Source organism: Terrabacter sp. AAH1 (assembly GCF_054456855.1).
The window spans coordinates 301463-326179 of record NZ_JBTJJV010000003.1; the positions used below are offsets into that span (position 1 = coordinate 301463).

Annotated in this window: 23 protein-coding genes and 1 tRNA gene; 12 read left to right on the plus strand and 12 right to left on the minus strand. The window is 69.6% G+C overall.

Translation table 11 applies throughout. The features are described from left to right. Nucleotides 1-29 precede the first annotated feature (29 nt). Nucleotides 30-1790 (plus strand): arginine--tRNA ligase, encoded by a 1761-nt coding sequence (gene argS / locus ACXR8F_RS07475; RefSeq protein WP_458799401.1) that lies wholly within the window; start codon nucleotides 30-32, stop codon nucleotides 1788-1790. 56 nt (nucleotides 1791-1846) lie between these two features. Beyond that, entirely contained in the window at nucleotides 1847-2557 is a 711-nt protein-coding gene (locus ACXR8F_RS07480) for a flavodoxin family protein (protein ID WP_458799402.1), read from the plus strand. Nucleotides 2558-2596: 39 nt separating this feature from the next. Here the strand turns inward: ACXR8F_RS07480 and xylB are convergent, their stop codons facing one another. From xylB to ACXR8F_RS07510, 6 genes are all read right to left on the minus strand, one after another. Further along, complete coding sequence (gene xylB, locus ACXR8F_RS07485) at nucleotides 2597-4039, minus strand: xylulokinase (RefSeq protein WP_458799403.1); 1443 nt, start codon at nucleotides 4037-4039, stop codon at nucleotides 2597-2599. Continuing rightward, the gene (locus ACXR8F_RS07490) at nucleotides 4015-5532 is read right to left on the minus strand and encodes a mannitol dehydrogenase family protein (protein ID WP_458799404.1); all 1518 of its coding nucleotides are present in this window, start codon (nucleotides 5530-5532) and stop codon (nucleotides 4015-4017) included. Before ACXR8F_RS07490 ends, xylB begins: the two co-directional genes overlap by 25 nt. An 88-nt stretch (nucleotides 5533-5620) precedes the next feature. After that, on the minus strand, nucleotides 5621-6400 hold the full coding sequence (locus ACXR8F_RS07495; protein ID WP_045190755.1) for an SDR family oxidoreductase: 780 nt from the start codon (nucleotides 6398-6400) through the stop codon (nucleotides 5621-5623). After that, nucleotides 6397-7221 carry a carbohydrate ABC transporter permease gene (locus ACXR8F_RS07500; protein WP_045190754.1) on the minus strand — a complete coding sequence of 275 codons (825 nt, stop codon included), beginning with the start codon at nucleotides 7219-7221 and terminating at the stop codon, nucleotides 6397-6399. Before ACXR8F_RS07500 ends, ACXR8F_RS07495 begins: the two co-directional genes overlap by 4 nt. Beyond that, the gene (locus ACXR8F_RS07505) at nucleotides 7218-8171 is read right to left on the minus strand and encodes a carbohydrate ABC transporter permease (RefSeq protein WP_458799408.1); all 954 of its coding nucleotides are present in this window, start codon (nucleotides 8169-8171) and stop codon (nucleotides 7218-7220) included. Before ACXR8F_RS07505 ends, ACXR8F_RS07500 begins: the two co-directional genes overlap by 4 nt. A gap of 99 nt (nucleotides 8172-8270) precedes the next feature. Continuing rightward, nucleotides 8271-9635 (minus strand): ABC transporter substrate-binding protein, encoded by a 1365-nt coding sequence (locus ACXR8F_RS07510; RefSeq protein WP_458799410.1) that lies wholly within the window; start codon nucleotides 9633-9635, stop codon nucleotides 8271-8273. 239 nt (nucleotides 9636-9874) lie between these two features. Here ACXR8F_RS07510 and ACXR8F_RS07515 point away from each other — a divergent pair, with 239 nt between their 5' ends. The 3 genes from ACXR8F_RS07515 (at nucleotide 9875) to pntB (ending at nucleotide 14014) form a co-directional block, all read left to right on the plus strand. Then, a complete protein-coding gene (locus ACXR8F_RS07515; RefSeq protein WP_458799412.1) occupies nucleotides 9875-10915 on the plus strand; it encodes a helix-turn-helix domain-containing protein in 1041 nt (346 codons plus the stop codon). A 144-nt stretch (nucleotides 10916-11059) separates the two neighbouring features. Beyond that, nucleotides 11060-12619, plus strand: a complete 1560-nt coding sequence (locus ACXR8F_RS07520) for a Re/Si-specific NAD(P)(+) transhydrogenase subunit alpha (protein ID WP_458799414.1) — start codon at nucleotides 11060-11062, stop codon at nucleotides 12617-12619. A gap of 6 nt (nucleotides 12620-12625) precedes the next feature. Beyond that, entirely contained in the window at nucleotides 12626-14014 is a 1389-nt protein-coding gene (pntB, locus tag ACXR8F_RS07525) for a Re/Si-specific NAD(P)(+) transhydrogenase subunit beta (RefSeq protein WP_045190751.1), read from the plus strand. Between the two features lie 192 nt (nucleotides 14015-14206). Here pntB and ACXR8F_RS07530 read toward each other — a convergent pair whose 3' ends face one another. The 4 genes from ACXR8F_RS07530 to ACXR8F_RS07545 all read right to left on the minus strand — a co-directional run bounded on the left by ACXR8F_RS07530 (nucleotide 14207) and on the right by ACXR8F_RS07545 (nucleotide 17862). Beyond that, nucleotides 14207-15127, minus strand: coding sequence for a hypothetical protein (locus ACXR8F_RS07530; protein ID WP_458799416.1), 921 nt, complete (start codon nucleotides 15125-15127; stop codon nucleotides 14207-14209). A 165-nt stretch (nucleotides 15128-15292) separates the two neighbouring features. Then, a complete protein-coding gene (locus ACXR8F_RS07535; RefSeq protein ID WP_458799418.1) occupies nucleotides 15293-16798 on the minus strand; it encodes an amino acid permease in 1506 nt (501 codons plus the stop codon). Nucleotides 16799-16875: 77 nt separating this feature from the next. Then, on the minus strand, nucleotides 16876-17673 hold the full coding sequence (locus ACXR8F_RS07540) for a PH domain-containing protein (RefSeq protein ID WP_045190749.1): 798 nt from the start codon (nucleotides 17671-17673) through the stop codon (nucleotides 16876-16878). 18 nt (nucleotides 17674-17691) lie between these two features. Further along, nucleotides 17692-17862, minus strand: a complete 171-nt coding sequence (locus tag ACXR8F_RS07545) for a hypothetical protein (protein WP_458799420.1) — start codon at nucleotides 17860-17862, stop codon at nucleotides 17692-17694. Between the two features lie 140 nt (nucleotides 17863-18002). Between ACXR8F_RS07545 and ACXR8F_RS07550 the strand changes: the two genes are divergently transcribed. Next, on the plus strand, nucleotides 18003-18992 hold the full coding sequence (locus ACXR8F_RS07550) for a small ribosomal subunit Rsm22 family protein (RefSeq protein WP_458799422.1): 990 nt from the start codon (nucleotides 18003-18005) through the stop codon (nucleotides 18990-18992). A gap of 36 nt (nucleotides 18993-19028) precedes the next feature. Here ACXR8F_RS07550 and upp read toward each other — a convergent pair whose 3' ends face one another. Beyond that, nucleotides 19029-19667, minus strand: a complete 639-nt coding sequence (gene upp, locus ACXR8F_RS07555) for a uracil phosphoribosyltransferase (protein WP_458799424.1) — start codon at nucleotides 19665-19667, stop codon at nucleotides 19029-19031. 17 nt (nucleotides 19668-19684) lie between these two features. Between upp and ACXR8F_RS07560 the strand changes: the two genes are divergently transcribed. From ACXR8F_RS07560 to ACXR8F_RS07575, 4 genes are all read left to right on the plus strand, one after another. Then, a complete protein-coding gene (locus ACXR8F_RS07560; protein ID WP_458799426.1) occupies nucleotides 19685-20188 on the plus strand; it encodes a nucleoside deaminase in 504 nt (167 codons plus the stop codon). 10 nt (nucleotides 20189-20198) lie between these two features. Then, nucleotides 20199-20288 (plus strand) — tRNA-Ser (locus ACXR8F_RS07565). Between the two features lie 147 nt (nucleotides 20289-20435). After that, the gene (locus tag ACXR8F_RS07570) at nucleotides 20436-20978 is read left to right on the plus strand and encodes a hypothetical protein (protein WP_045190744.1); all 543 of its coding nucleotides are present in this window, start codon (nucleotides 20436-20438) and stop codon (nucleotides 20976-20978) included. Continuing rightward, nucleotides 20975-21358, plus strand: a complete 384-nt coding sequence (locus ACXR8F_RS07575; RefSeq protein ID WP_045190743.1) for a hypothetical protein — start codon at nucleotides 20975-20977, stop codon at nucleotides 21356-21358. Before ACXR8F_RS07570 ends, ACXR8F_RS07575 begins: the two co-directional genes overlap by 4 nt. Nucleotides 21359-21439: 81 nt before the next feature. On the opposite strand, the gene ACXR8F_RS07580 is transcribed toward ACXR8F_RS07575, so the two are convergent. Continuing rightward, complete coding sequence (locus tag ACXR8F_RS07580; RefSeq protein ID WP_045190742.1) at nucleotides 21440-22078, minus strand: NAD(P)-dependent oxidoreductase; 639 nt, start codon at nucleotides 22076-22078, stop codon at nucleotides 21440-21442. Between the two features lie 175 nt (nucleotides 22079-22253). On the opposite strand from ACXR8F_RS07580, the gene ACXR8F_RS07585 reads away from it, so the two are divergent. Then, on the plus strand, nucleotides 22254-23669 hold the full coding sequence (locus ACXR8F_RS07585) for an alkaline phosphatase PhoX (protein WP_045190741.1): 1416 nt from the start codon (nucleotides 22254-22256) through the stop codon (nucleotides 23667-23669). Nucleotides 23670-23859: 190 nt separating this feature from the next. After that, nucleotides 23860-24696: a helix-turn-helix domain-containing protein gene (locus tag ACXR8F_RS07590; RefSeq protein ID WP_045190740.1), complete on the plus strand. Its 837-nt coding sequence runs from the start codon at nucleotides 23860-23862 to the stop codon at nucleotides 24694-24696. Nucleotides 24697-24717: the final 21 nt, after the last annotated feature.

Sequence of the window (24717 nt, forward strand, 5' to 3'; positions counted from 1 at the left end):
ACTCCACGCGCGCTCATAGACTGGCCCGCATGGTTTCACCGCTCGTCGCGCTCACGCCCAAGGTCCAGTCCGCGATCGCCGCCGCCCTCGGCGACGACTTCCGCGAGGCCGACCCGGTGCTGCGTCCGTCGCAGTTCGCCGACGTGCAGGTCAACGCCGCGCTCGCCCTCGCCAAGAAGGTCGGTATGCCGCCGCGTGACGTCGCGTCGAAGATCGTCGACGCGCTCGACCTCGCCGGTGTGTGCGACAAGGTCGAGGTGAGTGGGCCGGGCTTCATCAACCTCACCTTCACCGACACCTGGCTCGCGAGCCTGCTGCAGGACGTCGAGGCCGACGAGCGCACCGGCGTCCCGCTCGAGACGGCGCAGAACATCCCGATCGACTACTCGGCGCCCAACGTCGCCAAGGAGATGCACGTCGGCCATCTGCGCACCACGGTCGTCGGCGACTCGATCGCCCGCACCCTCGAGCACCTCGGCCACAACGTCATCCGGCAGAACCACATCGGTGACTGGGGCACGCCCTTCGGCATGCTCATCGAGCACCTGCTCGAGGTCGGCGAGGGCTCTGAGGAGGCAGGTCTGCTCGTCACCGACCCCAACGCGTTCTACCAGTCGGCTCGCGTCAAGTTCGACGCCGCCGAGAAGGCCGAGCCCGCCGGCAGTGCCGGTGACTTCAACGTGCGCGCCCGCTCGCGGGTCGTGCTGCTCCAGGCCGGCGAACCCGAGACCCTCCGGCTCTGGAACGAGCTCGTCGACCTCTCCAAGGTCTACTTCAACAAGCTCTACTCGACGCTCGGCGTGACGCTGACCGACCTGCACCTCGCAGGCGAGTCGATGTACAACGACGCGCTTCCCGGCATCTGCGAGGAGCTCGAGTCGCGGGGCATCGCGGAGGTGTCCGACGGCGCCCTGTGCGTCTTCCTCGACGGCTACACCGGCCGCGAGGGCAAGCCCGTGCCACTCATCATCCGCAAGTCGGACGGTGGGTACGGCTATGCCACAACGGATCTGGCGACCATCAAGTACCGCGTCCACGACCTCGACGCGCACCGGGTGCTCTACGTCATCGGCGCCCCGCAGGCGCTGCACCTCAACATGGTGTGGGACACCGCGCGCAAGGCCGGGTGGCTGCCCGACGACGTCACGCCCACCCACGTGCAGATCGGCAACGTGCTGGGCGACGACCGCAAGATCCTCAAGACCCGCTCGGGCAAGCCCCTGCGGCTCATGGCGCTGCTCGACGAGGCCGTCGACAAGGCCCGGTCGGTGATCGACGAGGCCCGGCCCGAGCTCGACGACGCGACGCGCGCGACCATCGCGCGCCAGATCGGCATCGGTGCCGTGAAGTACGCCGACCTGTCCGTCGCGCACGACAGCGAGTACGTCTTCGACCTCGACCGCATGCTCGCACTGACCGGCAACACGGGCCCGTACCTGCAGTACGTCGTAGCCCGCATCCGGTCGATCTTCCGCCAGGTGGGCCACGACCCGGCCGCCCAGCAGGCGACGCTGATCCTCGGCGAGCCCCACGAGCGTGCGCTGGCGATGCACCTGCTCGGTTTCGGTGACGTCGTCGCCGAGGTCGGCGCGACCTACGAGCCGCACCGGCTCGCGAGCTACCTCTTCGAGCTGGCCCAGGCGTTCTCCGCGTTCTACGAGAACTGCCCGGTGCTCAAGGCCGAGCTCGACGAGGTCAGGGAGTCGCGGCTGACCCTGTGCGCCCTCGTCCTCAGGGTCATGACGACCGGCCTCGACCTGCTCGGCCTGGAGTCACCCGACCAGATGTAGGACGGCCGTGTGGCGATTCTCCACCCGGCCCGTTCCGCCGGGAGGAGAGTCGTCCCATGACCGACTGGGACTTCACGGGCCTCAAGGCCACGTACGTCAACTGCACCCTCAAGAAGAGCCCCGAGCTGAGCCACACGCAGGGTCTCGTAGACGCCAGCACGGCGATCATGCGCGAGCACGGCGTCGCCGTCGACGAGATCCGTCTCGTCGACCACGACGTCGCGACGGGCGTCTACCCCGACATGCGCGAGCACGGCTGGGAGACTGACGCCTGGCCCGACCTCTACCCGGGGATCCTCGAGAGCCAGATCCTCGTCGTCGCCGGCCCGATCTGGCTGGGCGACAACTCCAGCGTCACCAAGAGGTTCATCGAGCGGATCTACTCGCTGAGCGGGCAGCTCAACGACAAGGGCCAGTACCTCTTCTACGGCCGGGTCGCAGGGTGCCTCATCACCGGCAACGAGGACGGCATCAAGCACTGCGCGCAGAACGTCCTCTACAGCCTCCAGCACGTCGGCTACACCATCCCGCCCAACGCCGACGCCGGCTGGATCGGTGAGGCCGGGCCCGGACCGAGCTACCTCGACCCCGGCAGCGGCGGCCCCGAGAACGACTTCACCAACCGCAACACGACGTTCATGACGTGGAACCTCATGCACCTCGCGCGCATGCTGCACGACGCCGGCGGCGTGCCGGCCTACGGCAACCAGCGGTCGGCGTGGAACGAGGGCGAGCACTTCGGCTGGCACAACCCCGAGTACCGCTGAGGAGTGCGGCGCTGCCCCCTGACGTCGCTGTCGCCGCCGTCAACGGCCGTGCGTGCGCGCGAGGAGGTCCCGGTAGCGGGCCACGACGGCGGCATGGGCCTCCTCGTCACCCGGGCCGACGGCATACGCCGAGTCGACCTCGAGCGCCCAGGTCGGCGGGTCCGCCTCGCCCGAGAGCGCCCAGGCGGCCTGCCGGGCTGCCCCGACCCCGACGTACTCGGCGGGGGCCGGCACGACGACGGGTGCGCGGAAGAGCCCTGGCGCGATCTCGCGGACGGCCCGCGACGCGGCGGCGCCACCGATGAGCAGGATGCGCTCGACGCCGACGCCGTGTGCGCGGAGGGCGTCGACCCCGGCGACGAGGTTGCACAGCATGCCCTCGACCGCAGCCCGGGCGAGGTTCTCGGGGGTCGAGTTGGAACGGGTGAGCCCGCTGAGCGTGCCCGTCGCGTCGGGCAGGTCGGGCGTCCTCTCGCCGTCGAGATACGGCAGCAGGCTCAGCCCGCCGGCACCCGGAGAAGCCTGCAGGGCAAGGTGATCGAGCTCGGTGAGGTCGACGCCGAGCATCGACGCCGCGGCCGTCAGCACGCGTGCGGCGTTGAGGGTGCACATGAGCGGGAGGTGGTGACCGGTTGCGTCGGCGAACCCCGCGATGGCGCCGGTCTCGTCGCGGATCGCGGAGCGGTGCGGCGTGAAGACCGTGCCGCTGGTGCCGAGGGACACCACGACGTCGCCGGGGTGCAGCGTCAGGCCGAGGGCGGCGCCCATGTTGTCGCCGGTGCCTGCCGCCACGAGCCTGCCGTCGGAGGTGCGCCCGGCCGCCTCGGCGGGCGCGAGCACGTGCGGCACCTCGAGGTCCCGGCCGAAGGCCCGTTTCAGCAGGTCGGGCCGGTACTCGCCCGTGGCGGCCGACCAGTAGCCCGTGCCCGAGGCGTCGCCGCGGTCGGTGGTCCACTGCTCGAAACCGTTGCCCTGCTGCAGGATCCGTCCGGTCAGCCAGTCGTGTGGCAGCACCACTCGGGCAACGCGGGTGGCGTTCTCCGGCTCGTGCTCCGCGAGCCATCGCAGCTTGGTCACGGTGAAGCTCGGCACGAGCACGAGGCCCACCGCGTCGACCCACGCCGAGCGCCCGCCGAGCTCGTCGGTCAGGTCGCCGGCCGCCCGGGCGCTGCGGGTGTCGTTCCACAGGAGCGCGTCTCGCACCACGGCGCCGGACTCGTCGAGCGCGACCATGCCGTGCTGCTGGCCGCCCACGGCCAGGGCGGCCACCCCGTCGAGGATGCCGCCGTCGCAGGCCTGCTCGAACGCCTCCCACCACCGGTCGGGATGCACCTCCGTCCCGTCGGGATGGGGTGCCCGGGCGGTGCGCACCACCGCGCCGGTGTCGGCGTCGCACACGACGATCTTCGTCGACTGCGTCGAGCTGTCGACCCCGGCGACGAGGGTCCGGCCGTGGGTCACGTGCTCACCCGAGTGCTCCATGACTGCAGAGTCTCCCGAGCGCCCTTCTCGTGCAAGGCCGAGAGTGCCTCGGTGAAGACCTCGGCGAACCGGGCGTCGTCCGCGAGCCCCCCGAAGAGGTCCCTGTCGCGCAGGAACGCCAGCGGGTCGCCGGCCTGCCGGGCGGCCGCCGCCATGACGCGGTCCCTGATGCGGTCGACGACCTCGATCGGCTCGCCCTGCTCGTCGACGCCCTCGGCATAGCGTGCCCACGAGGCGACGACGAGGGCCGAGCGCGCGATCTCACCGCCCGTCTCGAGGTTCCTGTTGATGACGGGGACGAGCCACTTGGGGATGCGGTCGGACGACTCGGCGCAGAGGCGGGCGAGCGTGTCACGCACCTCCGGGTTGGCGAAGCGCTCGATGAGCTGGTGCCGGTACGCGTCGAGGTCGACGCCGGGCACGTCGGGGAGCGTCGGGCTGCCCTCTCGTTCCATGTAGCCGAGCAGGAAGTCGACGAAGAGCGGGTCCTGGCAGACCTCGTGCGCGTAGCGGTAGCCCGAGAGGTAGCCGAGGTAGCAGAGCGCCTGGTGGCTCGCGTTGAGCAGCCGCAGCTTCATCAGCTCGTACGGCACGACGTCGTCGACGAGCTGCACGCCCGCGTCCTCGAAGGGCGGGCGCCCGTCGGTGAAGTGGTCCTCGAGCACCCACTGCGTGAACGGCTCGCAGACGACGGGCCACCCGTCCTGCACGCCGAACTCGTCGGCGAGCCGGTCGATGTCCTCGGGCGCCGTGACCGGGGTGATGCGGTCGACCATGCCGTTGGGGAACTGCACGTGCTCGTCCATCCAGTCGGCCAGCCCGGGGTCCTTGAGCCGCGCGAACGCCGTCATCATCCTGCGCGCGACGTCGCCGTTGCCGGGGAGGTTGTCGCACGACATGACGGTGAACGGCGTCTGGCCGGCGGCTCGCCTCGCCGCGAGCCCGGCGACGACGTAGCCGAAGACGGTGCGAGGGACCGCGCCCTCCTCGAGGTCGGCGCGGATCGCGGGGTCGTCGGCGTCGAACTCCCCGGTCACCTGGTTGACGAGGTAGCCGCCCTCGGTGATCGTCAGGGACACGATGCGCGTGCGTGGGTCGGCCAGCCGGTCGACTACGGCCTGCGGGTCGTCCGGTGCGAACAGCATCTCGACGATGCTGCCGATGACGCGCGGTTCCCGGTGCCCGTCGGGGTGCTTGACGACCAGCGTGTAGAGCCCGTCCTGCGCGGTGAGCGTGTCGACGATCCGGCGGTCGTGGGGGAGGGCGCCGACACCGCAGATGCCCCATTCGAGGGCCTCGCCCCTCTCCATGAGCAGGTCGAGGTACATGGCCTGGTGCGCGCGGTGGAAGCCACCGACGCCGAAGTGCACGATGCCGGGGGTGACCGTGCTGCGGTCGTATGCCGGCCTGCCCACCTCCGGCGGGAGGGCGGCATACGTGCTCGCCGACAGCCGCGCGGGTGGCGACGGCAACGGTGCAGGCGTGGTGGTCATGGGTCCTCTTCGTGATCTCGAAGGCTGAGGTGGGGTGGGAGACCCCGTGGCAGGAGGTGAGTCCGTCGCCACGGGGTCGACGCGGGCGTCAATGGACCTCGGACATGCTCCACATGGTCCACAGCTCGGTCCGCATCCTCCGCGGCTGGCGCAGGGTGTACGTCACCGCCTGCGCGATGTCGGACGGCTCCATGAAGTCACCCTCGGACGGGTCACGGTCGCCGAAGCGTCCGTCGGCCGCCGCAAAGGCGGTGTTGACGCCGGCCGGGGCGATGGTCGTCGTCCGGATGCCCTCGCTGCGCAGCTCACGGTCGAGGGCGTAGCCGAGGTTGATCTGCGCGCCCTTGGTGGCGGCGTACACCGCCTCCTTGCCCCCGCCGATCAGGAGTCCGGCCACCGAGCCGATGATGACGATGTCTCCGCCGTCGCCCTGGGCCCGGAACTGGCGCACGGCGGCCCGGGCCAGCCAGACGGTGCCCTTGACGTTGACGTCCACCATGAGCGACACCTCGTCCGCGGTGTAGTCGAGCAGCCCGCCGTAGAAGCCCACGGCCGCGTTGGCGACCACGGAGTCGATGCGGCCGAAGGCTGCGACGCCGGCGTTGACGAGCGCGTCTGCCGTGGCCTCGCCCCTGACGTCGCCGACGTGGGTGGCCAGACGTTCCTCGTCCCACTGGTCGCGCAGCGGGGCGAGCGCGTCGGGCCGCAGGTCCCCGGCGACGACGCGGCCCCCGGCTTCGAGCACCAGGCGGGCGATGGCGCCGCCGATGCCGCCGCCGGCGCCGGTGACGACGACGACCGTGTCCTCGAGACTGCGCGCCTCGTCCCTGGCGGTCCTGCCCTCGGGTCGCACTGCTGTTCCGGTCACTTGATCGCTCCCATCGAGAGGCCACGGACGAGCTGCTTCTGCGCCACCCAGCCGGCGATGATGACCGGCAGCGCGGCAATCGTCGCGGCGGCCGAGAGGACGGCGAGGAACTGGCCTCGACCGTCGACGAAGCTGCCGAGGAACGGCGGGGTGGTGCGGGCGGCCGAGCTGGTCAGCAGCAGCGCGAGGAAGTACTCGTTCCACGCGAAGATGAAGCTGATGAGAGCCGCGGCCGCGACGCCGGGGAGCACGAGCGGCAGGACGATCCGCACGATCTCGCGGAACATGCCGGCACCGTCGACGCGGGCCGCCTCGATGATCTCGAACGGGACCTCGAGGAGGAACGACCGCATCATCCACACCGTCACGGGCAGGTTCATGGCGCCGTAGACGATCGCGAGGACGTAGATGTTGTCGAGCAGCCCGACGGTCTTGAAGATCATGAAGAGTGGCAGCACGATCGCCGCGAGGGGCATGAACCGGGTCGAGATGAAGAACGAGAGCGAGTTCTGCACGTTCTTCACCCGGCGGATCGACAGCGCGTACGCCGCCGGGATCGCCAGCAGGACGGAGATGATCGTCGAGGTCACCGCCGCGGTCAGCGAGTTCTGCAGGTAGCCGGCCATCCCGCGGTCCATGGCGAGCTGGTAGCCCTCCGTCACGGGCTTGAAGATGAACGACGGGTTGATGGACGACGCCAACGACTCCGGCTTGAACCCGTTGAGGAACATCCACAGCACGGGGAAGAAGAAGATGAGGACGAGGATCCAGGTGACGAGGGTGACGAGGGCCCCGCGAGCCGAGCGGGTCGAGCTGTTCATCGGCTTCCTCCTGCCATGAAGACCTTGAAGACGCTCTTGAGCGCGATGGTCGCGACGATGATCGTGAGGATGACGGTCACGACGCCGTATGCCGCCGCCTGCCCGACGTCGAGGCCGATGAAGGCCCGCTCGTAGAGGAGGTAGGCGAGGGTCTTCGTGCCGCCCGTGCCCTTGGTGAGGATCGCGATCGGGTCGAAGACCTGGAGGATGATGACCGAGCCGAGGAGCACCCCGATCTCGATGTACATCCGCAGGTGCGGCAGCGTGATCCAGGTGAAGGTGCGCCAGGTCCCCGCCCCGTCGACCTGGGCGGCCTCGAGGATGCCCTTGTCCTGGCCCTGGAGCCCGGCCAGGAGGATGAGCATCATGAACGGCGTGAACTGCCACGTCAGCACGATGACGACCGTCATCATCGGGTGCTCGGTGCTCCACGACACCACTGGAAGGTGCAGCGCCCGGAAGAGCCAGTTCAGCATCCCGATGTTGGTGTCGAACATCGAGTACTTCCAGATGAGCGCGGCGGCCGCCGGCATGATGAGGAACGGCGTGATCATCAGCGTGCGGGCCACGGCCCGACCGTGGAACTGGCGGTCGAGCAGGACCGCGAAGAGCAGGCCGAAGAGGACTGCGAGGGTCACCGAGAAGGCGGTGATGAGCACCGTGGCGACGATCGAGGGCCACAGGTCACCCGAGCTCAGGGCGCTCGTGTAGTTGTCGAACCCCGCGAAGGCTCGCTCGTTGGGGTAGAGCAGGTTCCACTTCGTCAGCGAGAAGCCGATGGTGGTGAGGAACGGGATCTGCGTGAGCAGGATGAGGAAGATGACCGCCGGCAGCACCAGGCCCCGGTTCCTCCAGAGCTCCTTGCGCTGCAGCCGGCGCTTGTCCGTGGCGGTCACGGCTCGGACGTCGTCCAGCTCGGTCGGTTGCGTGGTGGTCGTGGTTGTCGTCATGTCGGCACTCCCTTGTGCGGCTCGTGCGACTGCGGGTCGGGGAAGGTGGGTGGGGCCGGGTCCGGGGCGTGCCGGACCCGGCACCACGTCACGGGGACGTCACTTCTTGTGCTTGTCGCCGGCCTGCTGGGCGATGCTCTGGCACTTGGCGAGGGCGTCGTCGATCGTGCCGCGGTTGGCGAGGTAGTCAGCGACGAGCTGGGCGCACTGGTTGCCGACGTCCTGGAACTCGGGGATCGAGACGTACTGGATGCCGACCCAGGGCTGCGGGTTGACGCCCGGCTGCTTCGGGTTGACCGAGCTCATCACGTCGAGGGTGATGGGCGCGTACGCCTTGGCTGCGTCCTTGTACTCGGGCAGCTCGTAGGTCGAGGTGCGCGAGCCCGGCGGGACGTTGGACCAGCCGATCTTCGTGCCGACGAGCTTGATGTAGTCCTTGCTCGTGGCCCACTTGACGAACTTGACCGCCGCGTCCTTCTGCTTCGTCGACGCGGGGATGGCGAGGTTCCAGCTCCAGAGCCAGCCGGACTCCTTCGTCTTGTTGACCGGCATGTGGGCGTAGCCCATCTTGCCCTTCACCGGTGAGTCGGCTGCCTCGAGCATCGAGGCGGCGACGGAGGCGTCGGCCCACATCGCGGCCTTGCCCTCCTTGAGTGCGGTGAGGCACTCGTTGAAGCTGTACGAGACAGGGTCCTTCTCGCCCGAGTCGTCGAGCATCTTCTTGTAGAAGCTGACGGCTTCCTTCCACTCCGGGGTGTTCACCGTGGCCTTCCAGCTGCTGTCGTACCAGCTGCCACCGAACGTCTGCACGACGGTGGTGAGGGGGGCGAAGAGGTCTCCCCAGCCGGGCTTGCCGCGCATGCAGATGCCCGCCCTGTCAGGGGTGTTGACCTTCTTGGCCGCGTCGGCGACCTCTTGCCACGTCGGGTTCTGGGACAGCTTGACGCCGGCCTTGTCGAGAACCTCCTTGTTGTACATGAGGATCGAGGACTCGCCGTAGAACGGCACCGCGAAGAGCTTGCCGTCGAAGGTGTTGACGTCGCGCACCGGCGGGAGCAGGTCGTTCACGTCGTATGACGCGTCCGACTGCAGCTCGGGGGTGAGGTCGACGAGCCACCCGTTGGATCCCCACTGGGGCGTCTCGTAGGCACCGATGGTCACGATGTCGTACTGGCCGGCGCCGCTCGCGACGTCCGCCGTCACGGCGGCGCGGAGGTCTCCCTCCTCCATGACCTGGAAGTTGACCTTCGTGCCGGGGTTGGCCTTCTCGTACTCGGTCTTGAGCTTCTCCATGTCCTTCATCTGGCCGTTGTTCACGGTGGCCACGTTGAGGGTGACGGATCCGCCGCCGGCCCCGGTGGACCCGCCACCGGACTGCACCGCCCCGGACGAACAGGCCGCCACCGTCATGGCCACTGCCACGGCGCCCGTCCCCAGCGCGAGCATGCGCTTGTTCGCAAGCATTCCCAACTCCTTTGGTAGGCATTTCTCGTTCCGTCAGCCCGGTCTGCGAGTCCGGTGGGGCAGGCGCGCCCCGAGCGGATGTGAGATCCGCTGGCGTTCTTGACGAGAACTTGCCGGAACGGTAATGAGGCGGACTCGTGCTCAACAACGCCGTCAGCCCTCAGTCATTGATACGATTTTTCGCGAGGGTGGTGGCAGCATGGGACACATCGGTCACGACCCCGCATGAGGTGGAGACGATGAGGTCCCGCGCGGCGCAGGAGGCGAAGATTTCGTATCGATCGGACCGGGAATCCCACGCTGCTGATGCCGGTCGGCGCGACGCGGAGGCCGCGCGCTCCCTGACGTCGGAGGCGATCCTGGGCCAAGCGGTGCGGCGCGAGTACATCCCGCACCACCCCCAGGCCTCGATCCGGGTGCTGACCCACGACTTCCCGAGCGAGATCTGCGGCTGGGGCGCGCACCCCGAGTACGAGATCCACCTCATCACCAAGACCCGGGGCAGCTTCATCGCCGGCGACCACATCGGCACCTTCGCACCCGGCCACGTGAGCCTGATCGGGCCCAACCTGCCCCACGACTGGGTCAGCGACCTCGACGAGGGCCAGGTCGCCGTCGACCGGGACGCCGTGATCCAGTTCAGCGACGAGTGGATCCGGGCGGTCATGGGGCTCATCCCCGAGCTGGCCGAGGTCTCGGAGATGCTGCAGCGGTCCACGCGGGGGCTGGTCTTCTCCGGCGCCACCGCCTGGCGTGGCGCCGAGACGATCCTCGCGTGCGTGCACAGCCACGGCACCGAGCAGATCGGTCACCTGCTCAAGCTGCTGGCCCTCTTCGCGCACGCGCCCACGGACGAGTACGAGCTCGTCGCGAGCGAGTGGATGGGCCGTCCGACCGACGCCGCCTCGCGCGACGCGGGCGAGGCTGGGCTCAGCTACATCTTCGACAACCTCACCGGTGACATCCGCCTGTCGACGGCCGCTCGACTGGCCTACATGTCCGAGCCGACGTTCTCCAAGTACTTCAAGACCGCGACCGGCATGACCTTCTCGAGCATGGTCAAGAAGCTGCGCATCGCCTATGCGCGAAGGCTGCTCGACACCACCGAGGACTCCGTCGCCCAGGTGGCCGCTCTGAGCGGCTACAACAACATGGCGAACTTCAACCGGCAGTTCCTCGCCGAGGTCGGCACGACTCCGACGGCCTACCGGAGGCTCGAGTCCGACCAGAAGCCGCCGCCCGAGGTGTTCAGCCTCAACCGGCGCGCGCCGTCGCCCTGACGGCGCGCCCCCTCACTGTCGGAGACGTCCCCGCTCGCCGGGCGTCGCTCTGGTGTGATGTGGCTGGCAGAGCAGCCGCCACCCGTGCGTCGTGCCGTAGGTTCGTGAACCAGTGCCCTCTGACCGAGTGCGAAGGAGCCCAGCGTGCAGATCGGTGTCCCCCGCGAGACGCGTGCCCGCGAGACGCGGGTTGCCGCGACGCCCAAGACCGTCGAGGCGCTCGTCGGTCTCGGCTACGACGTCGCCGTCGAGACGGGGGCGGGTGACAGGGCGAGCTTCTCGGACGAGGCGTATGCCGCCGCGGGGGCTCGCGTGGTCGACCGCGCCGAGGCGTGGGGCTCGGACATCGTCCACAAGGTCAACGCCCCGTCCGACGACGAGATCCCGTTCCTGCGCCCGGGCACGGTCCTCGTGTCGCTCATGGCGCCGGCGATCAGCCCCGACCTCGTCGAGAAGCTGCGCGCCTCCGGGGTGACGGCCATGGCGATGGACGCGGTGCCCCGCATCAGCCGCGCCCAGTCGCTCGACGTGCTGTCGTCGATGGCCAACATCGCCGGCTACCGCGCCGTGGTCGAGGCCGCGCACGAGTTCGGCTCGTTCTTCACCGGCCAGGTGACGGCGGCCGGGAAGGTGCCTCCCGCCAAGGTGCTCGTCGCCGGGGCCGGCGTCGCCGGGCTCGCCGCCATCGGCACGGCCCGCTCGCTCGGCGCCATCGTGCGCGCGACCGACGCGCGGGCGGAGGTCGCCGAGCAGGTCGAGTCGATGGGCGCCGACTTCCTCCCGGTCGTGATGCCCGAGGTCGACGAGGCCGCCGCGTCCAGCGACGGCTACGCCAAGGAGATGGGAGAGGAGTACAACCGCCGGGCCGCCGAGCTGTATGCCGCGCAGGCTCCCGACGTCGACATCATCGTCACGACTGCTCTGATCCCGGGCCGACCGGCGCCGCGGCTCATCACCGCCGACATGGTGGCGACCATGAAGCCCGGCTCGGTCGTCGTCGACATGGCAGCGAGCAACGGCGGCAACGTCGAGGGCTCCGTCGCCGACGAGCTCGTCGTCACGGCGAACGGCGTCAAGATCATCGGCTACACCGACCTCGCGGCGCGGCTGCCCACTCAGGCCTCGCAGCTCTACGGCACCAACCTCGTCAACCTCATGAAGCTGCTGACGCCGGGCAAGGACGGGCAGCTCGTGCTCGACTTCGACGACGTGGTCCAGCGCAACATGACCGTCGCCCGCGACGGGGAGCTGTTGTGGCCGCCACCGGCGATCCAGGTCAGCGCGGCCCCGGTCGCGGCCTCGCCCGCCTCGACCAAGAAGGTCGCGAAAGAGCCTGAGCCACCGAAGGACCCGCGACGACGGTACGTCGGGATGGCGATCAGCGCCGTGGTGTTCGCACTCGTCGCCGCGTTCTCGCCGGCCAGCTTCCTCGGGCACTTCACCGTCTTCGCCCTGGCGGTCGTCGTCGGCTACTACGTCATCGGCCACGTGCACCACGCCCTGCACACGCCGCTCATGTCGGTGACGAACGCGATCAGCGGCATCATCGTGGTCGGTGCGCTGATCCAGCTCGGCCAGTGGGGCGGCGGGATGTCCGGGGCGATCCTCGTGCTCGCCTTCCTCGCGACGCTCATCGCCAGCATCAACATCTTCGGTGGCTTCCTCGTCACGCGCCGCATGCTCACGATGTTCCGGAAGGGCTGACCGCACATGGACATCGCACTCATCAGCGCGGCATACATCGTCGCTGCCCTGCTCTTCATCCTTTCTCTGGCGGGTCTGTCGAAGCACGAGACGGCCCGCGACGGCAACGTCCTCGGCATGATCGGCATGGGGCTGGCGCTCGTCGCCACGCTGTGGCTGGCGCTGCGCGGGTCGAGCGCCCTCAACTGGCTGCTCATCGCCGTCGCCATGGCGATCGGTGCTGCGATCGGCATCTGGCGCGCACGCATCGTCGAGATGACCGGGATGCCCGAGCTCATCGCGATGCTGCACAGCTTCGTCGGTGCGGCCGCGGTGCTCGTCGGCTTCAACACCTATCTGGCCACCGGCTCGGACGGCTCAGGGGGTTCCGACGGGGTGCACCTCGTCGAGATCTTCCTCGGGGTGTTCATCGGTGCCGTCACCTTCACCGGGTCGATCGTCGCGTTCCTCAAGCTGTCGGCGCGGATCTCGAGCAAGCCGCTGATGCTGCCGGCCCGGCACTGGCTCAACCTGGCCGCCCTCGTCGTGTCCGCCGCCCTGCTCGTGTGGTTCGTCGCGTCGCACTCGATCGTGCCGCTCGCCGTCATGACCGCGATCGCGCTGGCGTTCGGCTGGCACCTCGTCGCCTCGATCGGCGGGGGCGACATGCCGGTCGTCGTGTCGATGCTCAACAGCTACTCCGGGTGGGCTGCGGCCGCCGCCGGCTTCATGCTCGGGAACGACCTGCTCATCGTCACCGGCGCCCTGGTCGGCTCCTCCGGTGCCTACCTGTCGTACATCATGTGCAAGGCGATGAACCGGTCGTTCGTGTCGGTCATCGCCGGCGGCTTCGGCTCCGACGGCGCGGTGAGCAACACCGACGTCGACTACGGCGACCACCGCGAGACGAACGCCGACGAGGTCGCCGACCTGCTGACCCACGCGTCGTCAGTCGTCATCACGCCCGGCTACGGGATGGCGGTGGCCCAGGCGCAGTACCCCGTTGCCGACCTCACCGCCAAGCTGCGCGAGCGTGGCGTCGACGTCCGCTTCGGCATCCACCCGGTCGCCGGGCGCCTCCCGGGGCACATGAACGTGCTCCTCGCCGAGGCCAAGGTGCCCTACGACATCGTGCTCGAGATGGACGAGATCAACGACGACTTCCCCGAGACCGACGTCGTGCTCGTCATCGGCGCCAACGACACGGTCAACCCGGCTGCGGCGGAGGACCCGACCTCGCCGATCGCGGGCATGCCCGTGCTCGAGGTCTGGAACGCCAAGGAGGTCGTCGTCTTCAAGCGCTCGATGAACGCCGGCTACGCGGGCGTGCAGAACCCGCTCTTCTTCCGCGACAACTCGGCCATGCTCTTCGGCGACGCCAAGGAGCGCGTCGAGGACATCATCAAGGCCCTCTGACCCTGCCGGTCCCGCCCCACCTCCTCGGCTCTTGCTCCCCTTGCCCCTTTGCTCGCCGAACGCCGCGTTCGGTCTCGAAAGCTGTGTTCTAACACTGAGTTCGCGATCGAACGCGGCGTTCGCGGCCGGGGCCGGGGCCGGGGCCGCGGGGCGGGGCCGGCGGGGCGGGGCCGGCGGGGCGGGCCGGTGGGGTCAGCCTGCGTCGAGTCGTGCGTCGCGCAGTGCGGCTTCGATGCGAGCCTTGACCAGCGCCGGACGTGCGAGGTCGGCACGGGTCACCCGGACGACGCGGTAGCCGAGTCGTCGGATCTCGTCCTCACGTTGCTTCTCGTCGAAGTTGGCCCGGGCCGCTTCGGGGTTCGAGTCAGGGTCGTACTTCGTCCTGCCGTCGAACTCGACGAGGACGTTCGTGCCGTCGATGATGAAGTCGGCGCGGAAGTGCCTGCCCGGCTGCTCCACACGCGGGATCTCGTGCTGAGGGCTGAAGGCGTAGCCGAGCCGACGCAACGTCAGCGCCGTGAGGGTCTCACCCGGCGTTTCGTGGCGGCTGTCGCACCAGGGCAGAGCTGCCTTCGCGCGGGTCACGCCACGTTGCCCGGTGAGGACGGACGCCGCGGCACGCAGGTTGTGGACGGTGGTCAACGCATGGTGGAGGCAGTGATCGGCCGCGACGAGCATGGCGGGCTGGCTGCGAAGACCGACCTGAACCGCGGCCAGGGCGGGGTCGACCGCGGTGATGCCGTGTCGAAGGAGCGGGTGCTCGACCAGCTCGTGGATGTGGACCCGGCTGAAGGCGCGGAACTTCGCGTCCGCGGACCGCCACATGAGGTGAACCGTGCCCCAGTCGATCTCCTCGTCCGGAAGGCCCAACAGGGCGACCGCCGAAGCGTGCGACGCCATCACCTGGCCGTCGTACTCCTCGAGCAGTGCCGTGACGCGCAGCAGGTGTCGATGCCGCTGCGACGTCGGCTTCTCCACCGAGTACCAGCCTCGGTGGAGGGGGTGGCAGGAACCGTTGGCGACCAGGGAGCGCAGCACTGCTCCGCTGATGCCACTCGCTCTGGCAGCGGCGGCTGAGAAGACTCCGGAAGGAGCGAGATGGCGCAGGTTCATGGAGCCATGCTGACGGCATACGCCCCCATGGCGTTCTGCCCCTGTGGACAAAGGTCCCCACCAACGACCGAACGCGGCGTTCGATCGCGAAAACCGTGTTCTAACACTGAGTTCGAGATCGAACGCCGCGTTCGGCGCCGAAAAGGGGGTGGGCGGCGGGAGGGGTCAGCGCTCGCTGAGCATCCCGGGGGATTCGGAGAGCGCGGACTGATCGTTCGTTGCAAGCCGGCTGTGCTTGCGCGAGTAGGCGAAGTAGATGATGAAGCCCAGTGCCATCCAGACGAGGAAGCGGATCCACGTCTCGAGGCTGAGGTTGAGGATCAGGTAGAAGCAGAAGGCGGCGGACAGCCACGGGATCCACGGGTTGCCCGGCACCTTGAACGCCCGGCGCAGGTCGGGCCGCCGCTTGCGCAGGATCGGCACGGCGAGCGACACCAGGATGAACGCTGCGAGGGTGCCGATGTTGACCATCTCTTCGAGCGTGCCGATCGGTGTGACGCTCGCAGCCACCGCGATCACGGAGCCGATGATGAGCGTCAGCTTCACCGGGGTGCCGGTGCTGGGGTTCGTCACTCCCAGAGCGGGGGGCAGCAGGCGGTCGCGGCTCATCGCGAACGTGACACGGGTGGCTCCGATGATCAGCGTCATCACCACCGTGGTGAGGCCCGCCACGGCTCCCGCGGAGATCAACGTGGCGTAGCCGTCCTTGCCGACGGCGGTGAACGCGTTCGCCAGGGCGGCCTTCGGGTCGATCTCGCTGTACTTCTGCATGCCAGTGATGACCAGCGCGACGGCGACGTAGAGGATCGTGCAGATCACCAGCGAACCGATGATGCCGCGAGGCAGGTCGCGCTGGGGGTTCTTGGCCTCTTCGGCCGTCGTCGCGACGACGTCGAACCCGATGTAGGCGAAGAAGACGAGAGCCGCCGCCGACATGATGCCCAGCACGCCGAACGTGGCCGGCGTCATGCCGGTGACGAGCTGCAGTACCGGCGCGTGAATGCCCTCGGAGCCCTTCGCACCCGGGGCGGACGGTGGGATGAACGGGGTCCAGTTGTCTCGGTTGACGAAGCCGATGCCCGCGAAGATCACGAAGAGCACGATGAACAGCTTGAGGCCGACGAGTACGAGATTGACGCGCAGCGACTCCTTGATGCCCTTGGCCACCAGGAGCGTCAGGGCGACGACGAGCACGAACGCCGGGAGGTCGAAGTGCCACCCCTCTGCGGGCCCAAGGGAGGCTGGCCAGGTGACGCCGAGCTGGTCGAGGAGCGTGACGAAGTAGGTCGACCACCCCTGAGCCACGACGCTGGCGCCGAGCATCAGCTCCAGGAGGAGGTCCCACCCGATGGCCCACGCGACGATCTCGCCGAGCGTCGCGTACGAGAAGGTGTACGCGGAGCCCGACACAGGAACGGTGGAGGCGAACTCCGCGTAGCACAGTGCCGCGAGCCCACAGACGACCGCGCCGAGGATGAACGAGTAGATGACAGCGGGGCCGGCGTACTGCTGTGCTGCCCGGCCGGTCACCGTGAAGATGCCGGCGCCGATAATGACACCGATGCCGAAAACGACCAGGTCGAGCGCCGAGAGTCTGCGTTTGAGGTGGTGATCTGCCTCGTCCGCTGCAGCCATCGAGGCCTCAATCGTCTTGGTGCGAAACAGGCTCATGGTGACCTCCGACGTGTCAGTGGCGGGCGGATCATCTCAAACTAGCGGGACGAGCCGCGGCCTGCGAGCCCCGACCGTCACGTGTCCGACTGGGGCCAGATGGGGCCGGTGTCGGCCCCCCGCCGGCGGCGCCTGAGGTCGTCGCTCTCGTAGACGGTCTCGGGGCGGGTCGTCGGACGCTGGATGGGCACCGCCCGCGAGTAGGAGTCGAGGCGGTCCTGGATCGGGTTGTGGGTGCGGTGGACGTCGGGGTAGCTCGTGCTGCCGGGGGTGATCGGGCTCGACGGTGGCGTGGGGCTGCCCGGGCCGGTCGTGTCGTCGGGGAACTCGTCGTCGAGCTCCTGGAAGTCCTCGTCGCCGGGGGGCGGGACGATGTGGAAGATCTCGGCGCAGATGTCGCGGTAGGTCTGGTCGGGGTCGGGCACCCACTTGACCTCGCGCAGGGCCTGGTCCTGGCCGGCGCTCTCGAGGACGAACTTGCCGTAGCCGAGGAACTGGCCTGGGATGGAGCGCACGTAGCTCATGTCGGTGACCTTGAGCAGCGGCATCATCGCGACCTTGTGCGTGATGAGCCCGAAGCGCAGCAGCAGCCGCTTGTCGGTCGCGACGAACCAGTTGTGGTGCCAGTCGAGGATGCACCACAGCAGCCGCGCGAAGAGGACGAAGAAGAGCCACCAGAAGATCGTGCCGAGGGCCTGGGTCGACTTCGTGACGTTGGAGTCGACCCACACCGCGGCGACGAAGCCGAGCAGGGTGGTGACGGCAGGCTCGGCGAGCTTGGCCCAGTGCGCACGAACGGCGGTGACCAGGTTCTCGCCCGGGAGCAGGATCGGCGCGAGCCCCGCCGGGACCTCGGTGCTGCGTCGCGCTGACATGGCCTCAGTCTGCTCGCATCACCGGTTCAGCAGTGAGCTGAAGAACCGGAGGATGGCGTTGAAGCCGTCGACCAGCACGCCCCAGATGTTGCTGACGATGTCGGCAGCCTTGTCAGGGGAGGTGAAGACGGCATACACGAAGAACGCCAGGATGATGATCAGGATGACCTTCTTGGCCTTGGGGCCCATGGTGTGTCGCTCCTTGGAGGGAAGGTGGCGCAGGCTGCCCTGACAGCCCCACGGCACAGGGGTGGGACCAGTGTGCCGCACGTGGCAGGTGGGGTGCCGGAGGGGCTGTGACCCCGCGTGTCCGCGGCTATCCTCCTCGGGTGTCGCGAACGCCAGCGTATGCCGCCGAGCTGCGAGATGCGCTGACGCGCGCCGTCCGTGGGGTGAGTGAGCGCGACCTGGCCCGTGCGACCGAGGCTCTGGTCTCGCGCTACCGATCGGTGGCCCCGGCCACCGCCCCGATCCTCGCCTCGGACGTGCACGTCGCCGCGTATGCCGCCTACCGGATGCCGGCCACGCACGCGGCGCTCTCACGCGTGCTGCGTGACCTGGCCGCACGTGGCCTCGAGCCGCGGTCACTGCTCGACCTCGGCGGAGGCACCGGCGCGGCGGCCTGGGCGGCTGCCGGCGCCTTCGACAGTCTCGAGTCGGTGACGGTGCTCGACCAGGTCGAGGCGGCGCTCGCCCTCGGTCGCGATCTCGTGCGGGAGGCCCCGTCGGAGGTGCTGACCCGTGCGGCCTTCGCACGCGCCGTCGCCGGTGACTGGCCGCAGCTCGAGGCCGACCTCGTCACCGTCTCCTACGTGCTCAGCGAGCTCGAGGAGCGCGCGCAGGAGACTCTCGTGGCGGACGCCATGCAGCGAGGGCGCGTTGTCGTCGTCGCCGAGCCGGGCACTCCCGACGGCTACGCGCGCGTGCTCCGCGCGCGGGCCGCGATGATCGCCGCGGGGTGGACGGTCCTCGGACCGTGTCCGCACGAGGACGGGTGCCCGCTCGTGGGCACCGACTGGTGCCACTTCGCCGCCCGCGTCAACCGGTCGGCAGCGCATCGGCGGCTCAAGGGCGCCGACCTGTCCTACGAGGACGAGAAGTTCTCGTGGGTCGCTGCGGCGCGCCCCGGCGTGCTGGAAACCAAAGCGGGACAGGCGAATTCGGCCCGAATTCTGCGTCACCCGTTGAAGCGCAAGGGTTTCGTCGAGTTCCAGGTCTGCAGACCCGATGGCACGGCTGGGCGTGAGGTCGTGTCGAAGAAGGCGGGTGAGCGCTACCGCGCCGCTCGCGATGCCGAGTGGGGCGACACGCTTCCCTGACCGCTGAGCCGGCCCGGCGGCATACGCAAGGAGCCCTCAGACGACGCCGTAGAGACGGTCGCCCGCGTCGCCGAGCCCGGGCACGATGTAGCCCTTCTCGTTCAGCCGCTCGTCGACCGTGCCGAGCACGACCTTGACCGGGACGTTGAGCTTCTCGGTCTCGGTGCGGAGGTGCTCGACGCCCTCGGGGGCCGCGAGCAGGCAGACGGCGGTGATGTCGTCGGCGCCGCGGTCGACGAGGAACGTGATCGCGTCGGCCATCGAGCCGCCCGTGGCGAGCATCGGGTCGAGCACGAAGACCTGCCGGCCGGTGAGGTCGTCGGGCAGGCGGTTCGCGTAGGTCACCGGCTCGAGGGTCTCCTCGTTGCGCTGCATCCCGAGGAAGCCCACCTCGGCGCTTGGCAGCAGGTTGACCATGCCCTCGAGCATGCCGAGACCGGCGCGCAGGATCGGCACGATGAGCGGCTTCGGGTTGCTCAGCTTGATGCCCGTCGTCGGCGCGACCGGCGTCTCGATCTCGAAGGGCTCGACCCGGACGTCACGCGTCGCCTCGTAGGCCAGGAGCGTCATGAGCTCCTCGGCGAGCCGGCGGAAGGTGGGGCTGTCGGTCCGCTTGTCGCGCAGATACGTGAGCTTGTGGGCGATGAGCGGGTGGTCTGCGACGTGGACGTCCATGGGTGGAAACTTAGCGCGTGGCCAAGCGATCCGAGACCCCCGGCAAGAGCCCCGTCCCCTCGCCCGAGACGTATGCCGCCTGGATGGGCCAGGCGCTCGAGCTCGCCGCGGCTGCGGCCGGGTCCGAGGACGTGCCCGTCGGAGCCCTCGTGGTCGACGCCGCCGGCAAGGTGGTCGGCCGCGGACGGAACGTACGCGAGGAGCTCGGCGACCCGACGGGACACGCGGAGATGGTGGCGCTGCGCGAGGCGGCCCGGTCCGTGGACGGCTGGCGGCTCGACGGCTGCACACTCGTCGTGACGCTGGAGCCGTGCGTCATGTGCGCCGGCGGGGCCATGGCGGCCCGGGTGGACCGAGTCGTCTTCGGGGCCTGGGACCCCAAGGCAGGGGCGTGCGGCTCGGTCTGGGACCTGACCCGCGACCCGCTCGCCACGCACGTCGTCGACGTCGTCGGAGGCGTGAGGGCCGAGGAGTCGGCCGCCCTCCTGGTCGATTTCTTCGAGGGGCGCAGGCTCGGGTAAGGTCTCTCCCGGTGGCGTGTCCGAGCGGCCTAAGGAGCACGCCTCGAAAGCGTGTGTGGGGGTGACTCCACCGTGGGTTCAAATCCCACCGCCACCGCCAGACGAAGAAGGACCCGACGCGTGCCGTCGGGTCCTTCTTCGTTGCACGTTGCGGGTCTCGGGGTGTCGCGGGCAAGGCGAGCGGGTACGGCACAGTCCTCACCGGAACGCGCCACCCGCGGCGGCGCCAGGAGCCACAGGGACGACCATGACGGCATACAGCACGATCGTGCGTGCGACGCACGTCCTCACGAACGCGGCCTGGTTCGGCGGCTCCCTGGCAGGAGCGGTCGCGCTGAACCCGGCCGCACGCCAGGGCGACGACGCACGCGAACGGGCCGAGATCGCCGACGAGGGGTGGCGACGGTGGGGGCCCGTGCAAGGGGCCGCGATCGCGCTGCACCTGCTGAGCGGCGTGGCGATCCTGGCCGACAACCGGCGACGAGTCCTCGAGCACAAACCCACGACGGCGGCGGTCATCCTCAAGACGGCGCTGACCGGGACCGCGATCCTCGTCAGCGCGGAGGCCTACCGCTCGGGTGCCGAGCTCGGCCAGGCGACGGAGCGCGCGCAGACGGATGCAACCGCCGCGGCCAAGGCGCGCGCCCTGGCGAAGCGGATGAGCTGGTTGCAGTGGGCCACTCCCGCGGCCACCAGCGGCCTGCTCGTGCTCGACGCCCTGCTGGGCGAGCAGCAGCGTGGAGCAGCAGGGTTGCTGGACGCGCCGTCGACCGTGAGGCGACGGTCATGAAGCACGAGTTCGAGTTCTCCTTCGAGGGCCGCTACCGGTTGCCGGCGCTCGCCTTCGGCGTCACGCCTGCGACGGCGCGAGTCGTCGTCGACGAGGACGAGCTCCTCGTGCGTTTCGGGCCATGGCTGCTCCGCACGCAGCGGGCCAACATCGCCGGCACGCAGGTCAGTGGTGGCTACGCCTTCCACCGCACGGCGGGGCCCGCGCACCTGTCGCTGACCGACCGCGGGGTCACGTTCGCGACGAACTCGAGGCGAGGGCTGTGCATCGCGTTCCACGATGCCGTTCCCGCCATCGAGCCCACAGGGGTCCTCCGCCACCCGGGAGCGACGGTGACAGTCACCGACCCGGACGCCCTCGCCGCCGTCCTCGCCGCGTAGCTGCAGCATCCGGGTGGTCCACTGGCACAGGCGAACCCGCTGACTGCGAGCACGCTGCTGGTCGGGGGCCGATGGCTGCGATCAGTAGGCGACGCTCATGTGCGCACGGTGCCGGGTCGGGCGGTCGATCTCGTCGACGATCGCCGCAGCGAAGTCCGCTCCGGAGATGTTCGAGCCGCCGTCCTCGTCGACGAGCGCGACGTCGTCGCCGACCCTGTAGCGGTCGGTCCGCTCACCGGCTGCCCAGGCGCCGTACCCGGCGGCGGGGCTGACGAAGACCCAGTCGAGACCTTCGGGGGCTTCCTCGGCGAGCAGGACGCGGGTCGCCTCCCCTTCGAGTGCCTCGTCGCGGAACTGCTCCGGGATCTCTCCGTCCACGAAGCGCGGCGCCCCCGGCTCGGGGCGCAGAGAGCTGTACCCGCCGACCTGGATGTACCGCGCACCCGCCGCGGCAGACTGCTGGGCCAGTTCGCGGTAGACGTCCACGAGACGCCCGGACATGTCACCGCGCGGCGACAGCGCCGCCACGACCGCGTCGGCCCCGGGGATCACCTGACCCGCGACCTGCTCGACGGGACCGGTCTCGTAGTGGACGCCCTCGACCGGGTCCTTCGGCTCCGACCGGCTCACCGACACGACCCGGTGACCGCGTGCCGATGCCTCGCGGACGACGTTGCCGCCCGTGTAGCCCGTGCCCCCGAAAACGACGACCGTTGCCATCAGGACCTCCATGCTCGACAAAGATGGTTGAGTCATCAACTTACCCCGCGCCCGGCCGGGCGGCCAGGTCGTAGGCCGCGAATCGTTCACCGGCCCGCCATCCGGAGTTGGCGCGACGTGAAGCGATCCAGCATGGACTGGGGCTCGACCATCGAACGTCTGAAAGGCGCGCCCCATGACCTCCTCCCTCAACCGCCGCGGCTTCCTGGGCGGTGCCGCCGCCACTGGCCTCGGCATCGCGATCACCGGCAGCATCGACGTCCTCGCCGGTGGCGGCAGCGCCCTCGCGGCGCCGCGCTCGTCGGTCGGCTACGGCCCGCTCGTGCCCGACCCCAAGGGCCTGCTCGCCCTGCCGGCGGGCTTCTCCTACAAGATCGTCACCCAGAGCGGCGTGACGCCCACCGCCGACGGCATCCCGGCCGCGAGCGACCCGGACGGCACCGGCGTCTTCGCACGCGGCACTGGTTCCACGCTCGTCAACAACCACGAGATCGGCGGCAGCGAGCCCTTCCCGGTCCCGGTCCTCGCCGGCCTCACCTACGACGAAGGCGCCCGCGGCGGCACGTCCAACATCGACGTCGACGCCGACGGCAACCGCGTACGCGAGTACACGAGCGTTGCCGGCACCCACAACAACTGCGCCGGCGGCGAGACCCCGTGGGGCACGTGGCTGACGTGCGAGGAGACCGAGCAGCGCGCCGGCGGCCGCTACCGCAAGGACCACGGCTACGTATTCGAGGTCGACCCGAGCAGCCAGGAGGCGAACGTCGGCAAGAGCCCGGTCCCGCTCAAGTTCCTGGGCCGCTTCTCGCACGAGGCCGTCGCCGTCGACCCCCAGACCAGCGCGATCTACGAGACGGAGGACGCCGGCGGCCCCAACGGCCTCTACCTCCGCTGGACGCCGCCCGCAGGTTTCGTCGGTGGCAAGAACGCGCTTCGGGAGCTCGCCCTCTCCGAGGGCGGCGACACCGCCGGTCAGCTCGAGGCCATGAGCTGCTACCGCGGTGACCGGCACATCCCCGACCTGTCGCTCGCGACGCAGGCCGGCACCCGCTACAGCGTCGTGTGGAAGCCCGTCCCCGACCGCGACGCGCGCACGACCTCGGTGCGCAAGCAGTTCGCCGACGACGAGATCACCCGCAGCCGCAAGCTCGAGGGTGCCTGGTGGGGCGACGGTGGCGCGTACTTCGTCGCCAGCTTCGCCCGCAACAGCGACGGCAGCACGAACGAGCACGACGGCCAGGTCTGGTTCTACGACCCGAAGACCGAGACCGTCACGCTGAAGACGATCTTCGCGGTGAACCCCGACCCCGACGTCGACACCGACAACTACGACGGCCCCGACAACATGACCCTCTCGCCCTACGGCGGCATCATCCTCGCCGAGGACGGTGAGGGCATCCAGCACCTCGTCGGGGTGACCGACGAGGGCAAGTCGTACCCGCTGGCGCGCAACGAGCTCAACGGCAGCGAGTTCACCGGGCCGGCCTTCAGCGCCGACGGACGGGTGCTCTTCGCGAACATCCAGTCACCCGGCTACGTCTTCGCCATCACCGGTCCGTGGGCGCGCCCGAGCAACGCGAGGGCCTGAGTCCCCGGAGGGTCTGACCCGGCACCCGAGCGCGGGGGAGGGCTGTCGGTCCGTCACGGACCGGCAGCCCTGCTCGCGTCCGCCGTCCGCCGTCTGCCGTCTGCCGTCTGCCGTCTGCCGTCCGCAGCCCGCCCGACGCGGCACCGGCGTCCGGTCCCCGATCACCCGCCCCACTGGCAGGATGGCCGCCATGACCACGGACGTCCCCCTGAGCGTGCGCACCCCGTCACCCCTGGGCGAGTTCCTGCGCGCTCGCCGCAAGGAGCTGGCGCCCGAGGACGTCGGTATCAAGCGTGCCAAGGGACGCCGTCGGGTGGGGCTCAGCCGCACCGAGGTGGCCGAGCTCGCGAACATCTCCGTCGCGTACTACGACCTCATCGAGCGGGGCCGCGACCTGCGCCCGAGCAAGAGCGTCATCGACGGTCTCGCCCGCGCGCTCAAGCTCACCACCGACGGACGCTCCCACCTGCACGCCCTCGCCTCCGGCACCCCGTCGCGCCGACCCCAGGCGCCTGAGGAGCTCACCGAGGAGCTCGAGGAGCTGCTCGACTCGATCGACCCCAACCCGGCATACGTCGTCGGCGCCCGCTGGGACGTGCTCGGCGCCAACCACACGGCCTGCCAGCTCTTCACCGACTGGGAGAGCAAGCGGAGCAAGCGCGAGCGCAACCTGCTGTGGTTCTACTGCTGCGACCCGGCGGCGCGCAGCCTCTTCGTCGACTGGGAGCAGGAGGCCGCCGACCAGCTGGCGCTCTTCCGCGAGGCGTACGCCCGTCACCCCGACGACCCCTCGTTCAAGCGCGTGCTCGACGAGGTCTTCAAGGCCAACCCGGCCACCGTCGAGTGGTGGGAGCGCCACGACACCGACCCGACTCGCGGCCGCACCAAGCGGATTCGCCTCGACACCGGTCAGGTCATCCAGCTGCGACAGCTCGTGCTCTCGGTCGCCGACGAGCCCGACATCCGCGTCATCAGCTACTTCGCCGACGTCGACGGCGACCTCGACGACATCGAGCTCGACCTGTAGCCCGCACCGCAGCGTGCGCGC

What these genes read in the sequence shown, in the direction of transcription:
- ACXR8F_RS07530 (WP_458799416.1), bottom strand. Translation starts at nt 15,127, where the DNA reads ATGAACCTGCGCCATCTCGCTCCTTCCGGAGTCTTCTCAGCCGCCGCT.
- ACXR8F_RS07545 (WP_458799420.1), bottom strand. Translation starts at nt 17,862, where the DNA reads ATGGGCCCCAAGGCCAAGAAGGTCATCCTGATCATCATCCTGGCGTTC.
- ACXR8F_RS07480 (WP_458799402.1), top strand. Translation starts at nt 1,847, where the DNA reads ATGACCGACTGGGACTTCACGGGCCTCAAGGCCACGTACGTCAACTGC.
- ACXR8F_RS07500 (WP_045190754.1), bottom strand. Translation starts at nt 7,221, where the DNA reads ATGAACAGCTCGACCCGCTCGGCTCGCGGGGCCCTCGTCACCCTCGTC.
- xylB (WP_458799403.1), bottom strand. Translation starts at nt 4,039, where the DNA reads ATGGAGCACTCGGGTGAGCACGTGACCCACGGCCGGACCCTCGTCGCC.
- ACXR8F_RS07570 (WP_045190744.1), top strand. Translation starts at nt 20,436, where the DNA reads ATGACGGCATACAGCACGATCGTGCGTGCGACGCACGTCCTCACGAAC.
- ACXR8F_RS07490 (WP_458799404.1), bottom strand. Translation starts at nt 5,532, where the DNA reads ATGACCACCACGCCTGCACCGTTGCCGTCGCCACCCGCGCGGCTGTCG.
- ACXR8F_RS07515 (WP_458799412.1), top strand. Translation starts at nt 9,875, where the DNA reads ATGAGGTCCCGCGCGGCGCAGGAGGCGAAGATTTCGTATCGATCGGAC.
- ACXR8F_RS07505 (WP_458799408.1), bottom strand. Translation starts at nt 8,171, where the DNA reads ATGACGACAACCACGACCACCACGCAACCGACCGAGCTGGACGACGTC.
- ACXR8F_RS07585 (WP_045190741.1), top strand. Translation starts at nt 22,254, where the DNA reads ATGACCTCCTCCCTCAACCGCCGCGGCTTCCTGGGCGGTGCCGCCGCC.
- ACXR8F_RS07510 (WP_458799410.1), bottom strand. Translation starts at nt 9,635, where the DNA reads ATGCTTGCGAACAAGCGCATGCTCGCGCTGGGGACGGGCGCCGTGGCA.
- pntB (WP_045190751.1), top strand. Translation starts at nt 12,626, where the DNA reads ATGGACATCGCACTCATCAGCGCGGCATACATCGTCGCTGCCCTGCTC.
- ACXR8F_RS07575 (WP_045190743.1), top strand. Translation starts at nt 20,975, where the DNA reads ATGAAGCACGAGTTCGAGTTCTCCTTCGAGGGCCGCTACCGGTTGCCG.
- argS (WP_458799401.1), top strand. Translation starts at nt 30, where the DNA reads ATGGTTTCACCGCTCGTCGCGCTCACGCCCAAGGTCCAGTCCGCGATC.
- ACXR8F_RS07535 (WP_458799418.1), bottom strand. Translation starts at nt 16,798, where the DNA reads ATGAGCCTGTTTCGCACCAAGACGATTGAGGCCTCGATGGCTGCAGCG.
- ACXR8F_RS07590 (WP_045190740.1), top strand. Translation starts at nt 23,860, where the DNA reads ATGACCACGGACGTCCCCCTGAGCGTGCGCACCCCGTCACCCCTGGGC.
- ACXR8F_RS07540 (WP_045190749.1), bottom strand. Translation starts at nt 17,673, where the DNA reads ATGTCAGCGCGACGCAGCACCGAGGTCCCGGCGGGGCTCGCGCCGATC.
- upp (WP_458799424.1), bottom strand. Translation starts at nt 19,667, where the DNA reads ATGGACGTCCACGTCGCAGACCACCCGCTCATCGCCCACAAGCTCACG.
- ACXR8F_RS07580 (WP_045190742.1), bottom strand. Translation starts at nt 22,078, where the DNA reads ATGGCAACGGTCGTCGTTTTCGGGGGCACGGGCTACACGGGCGGCAAC.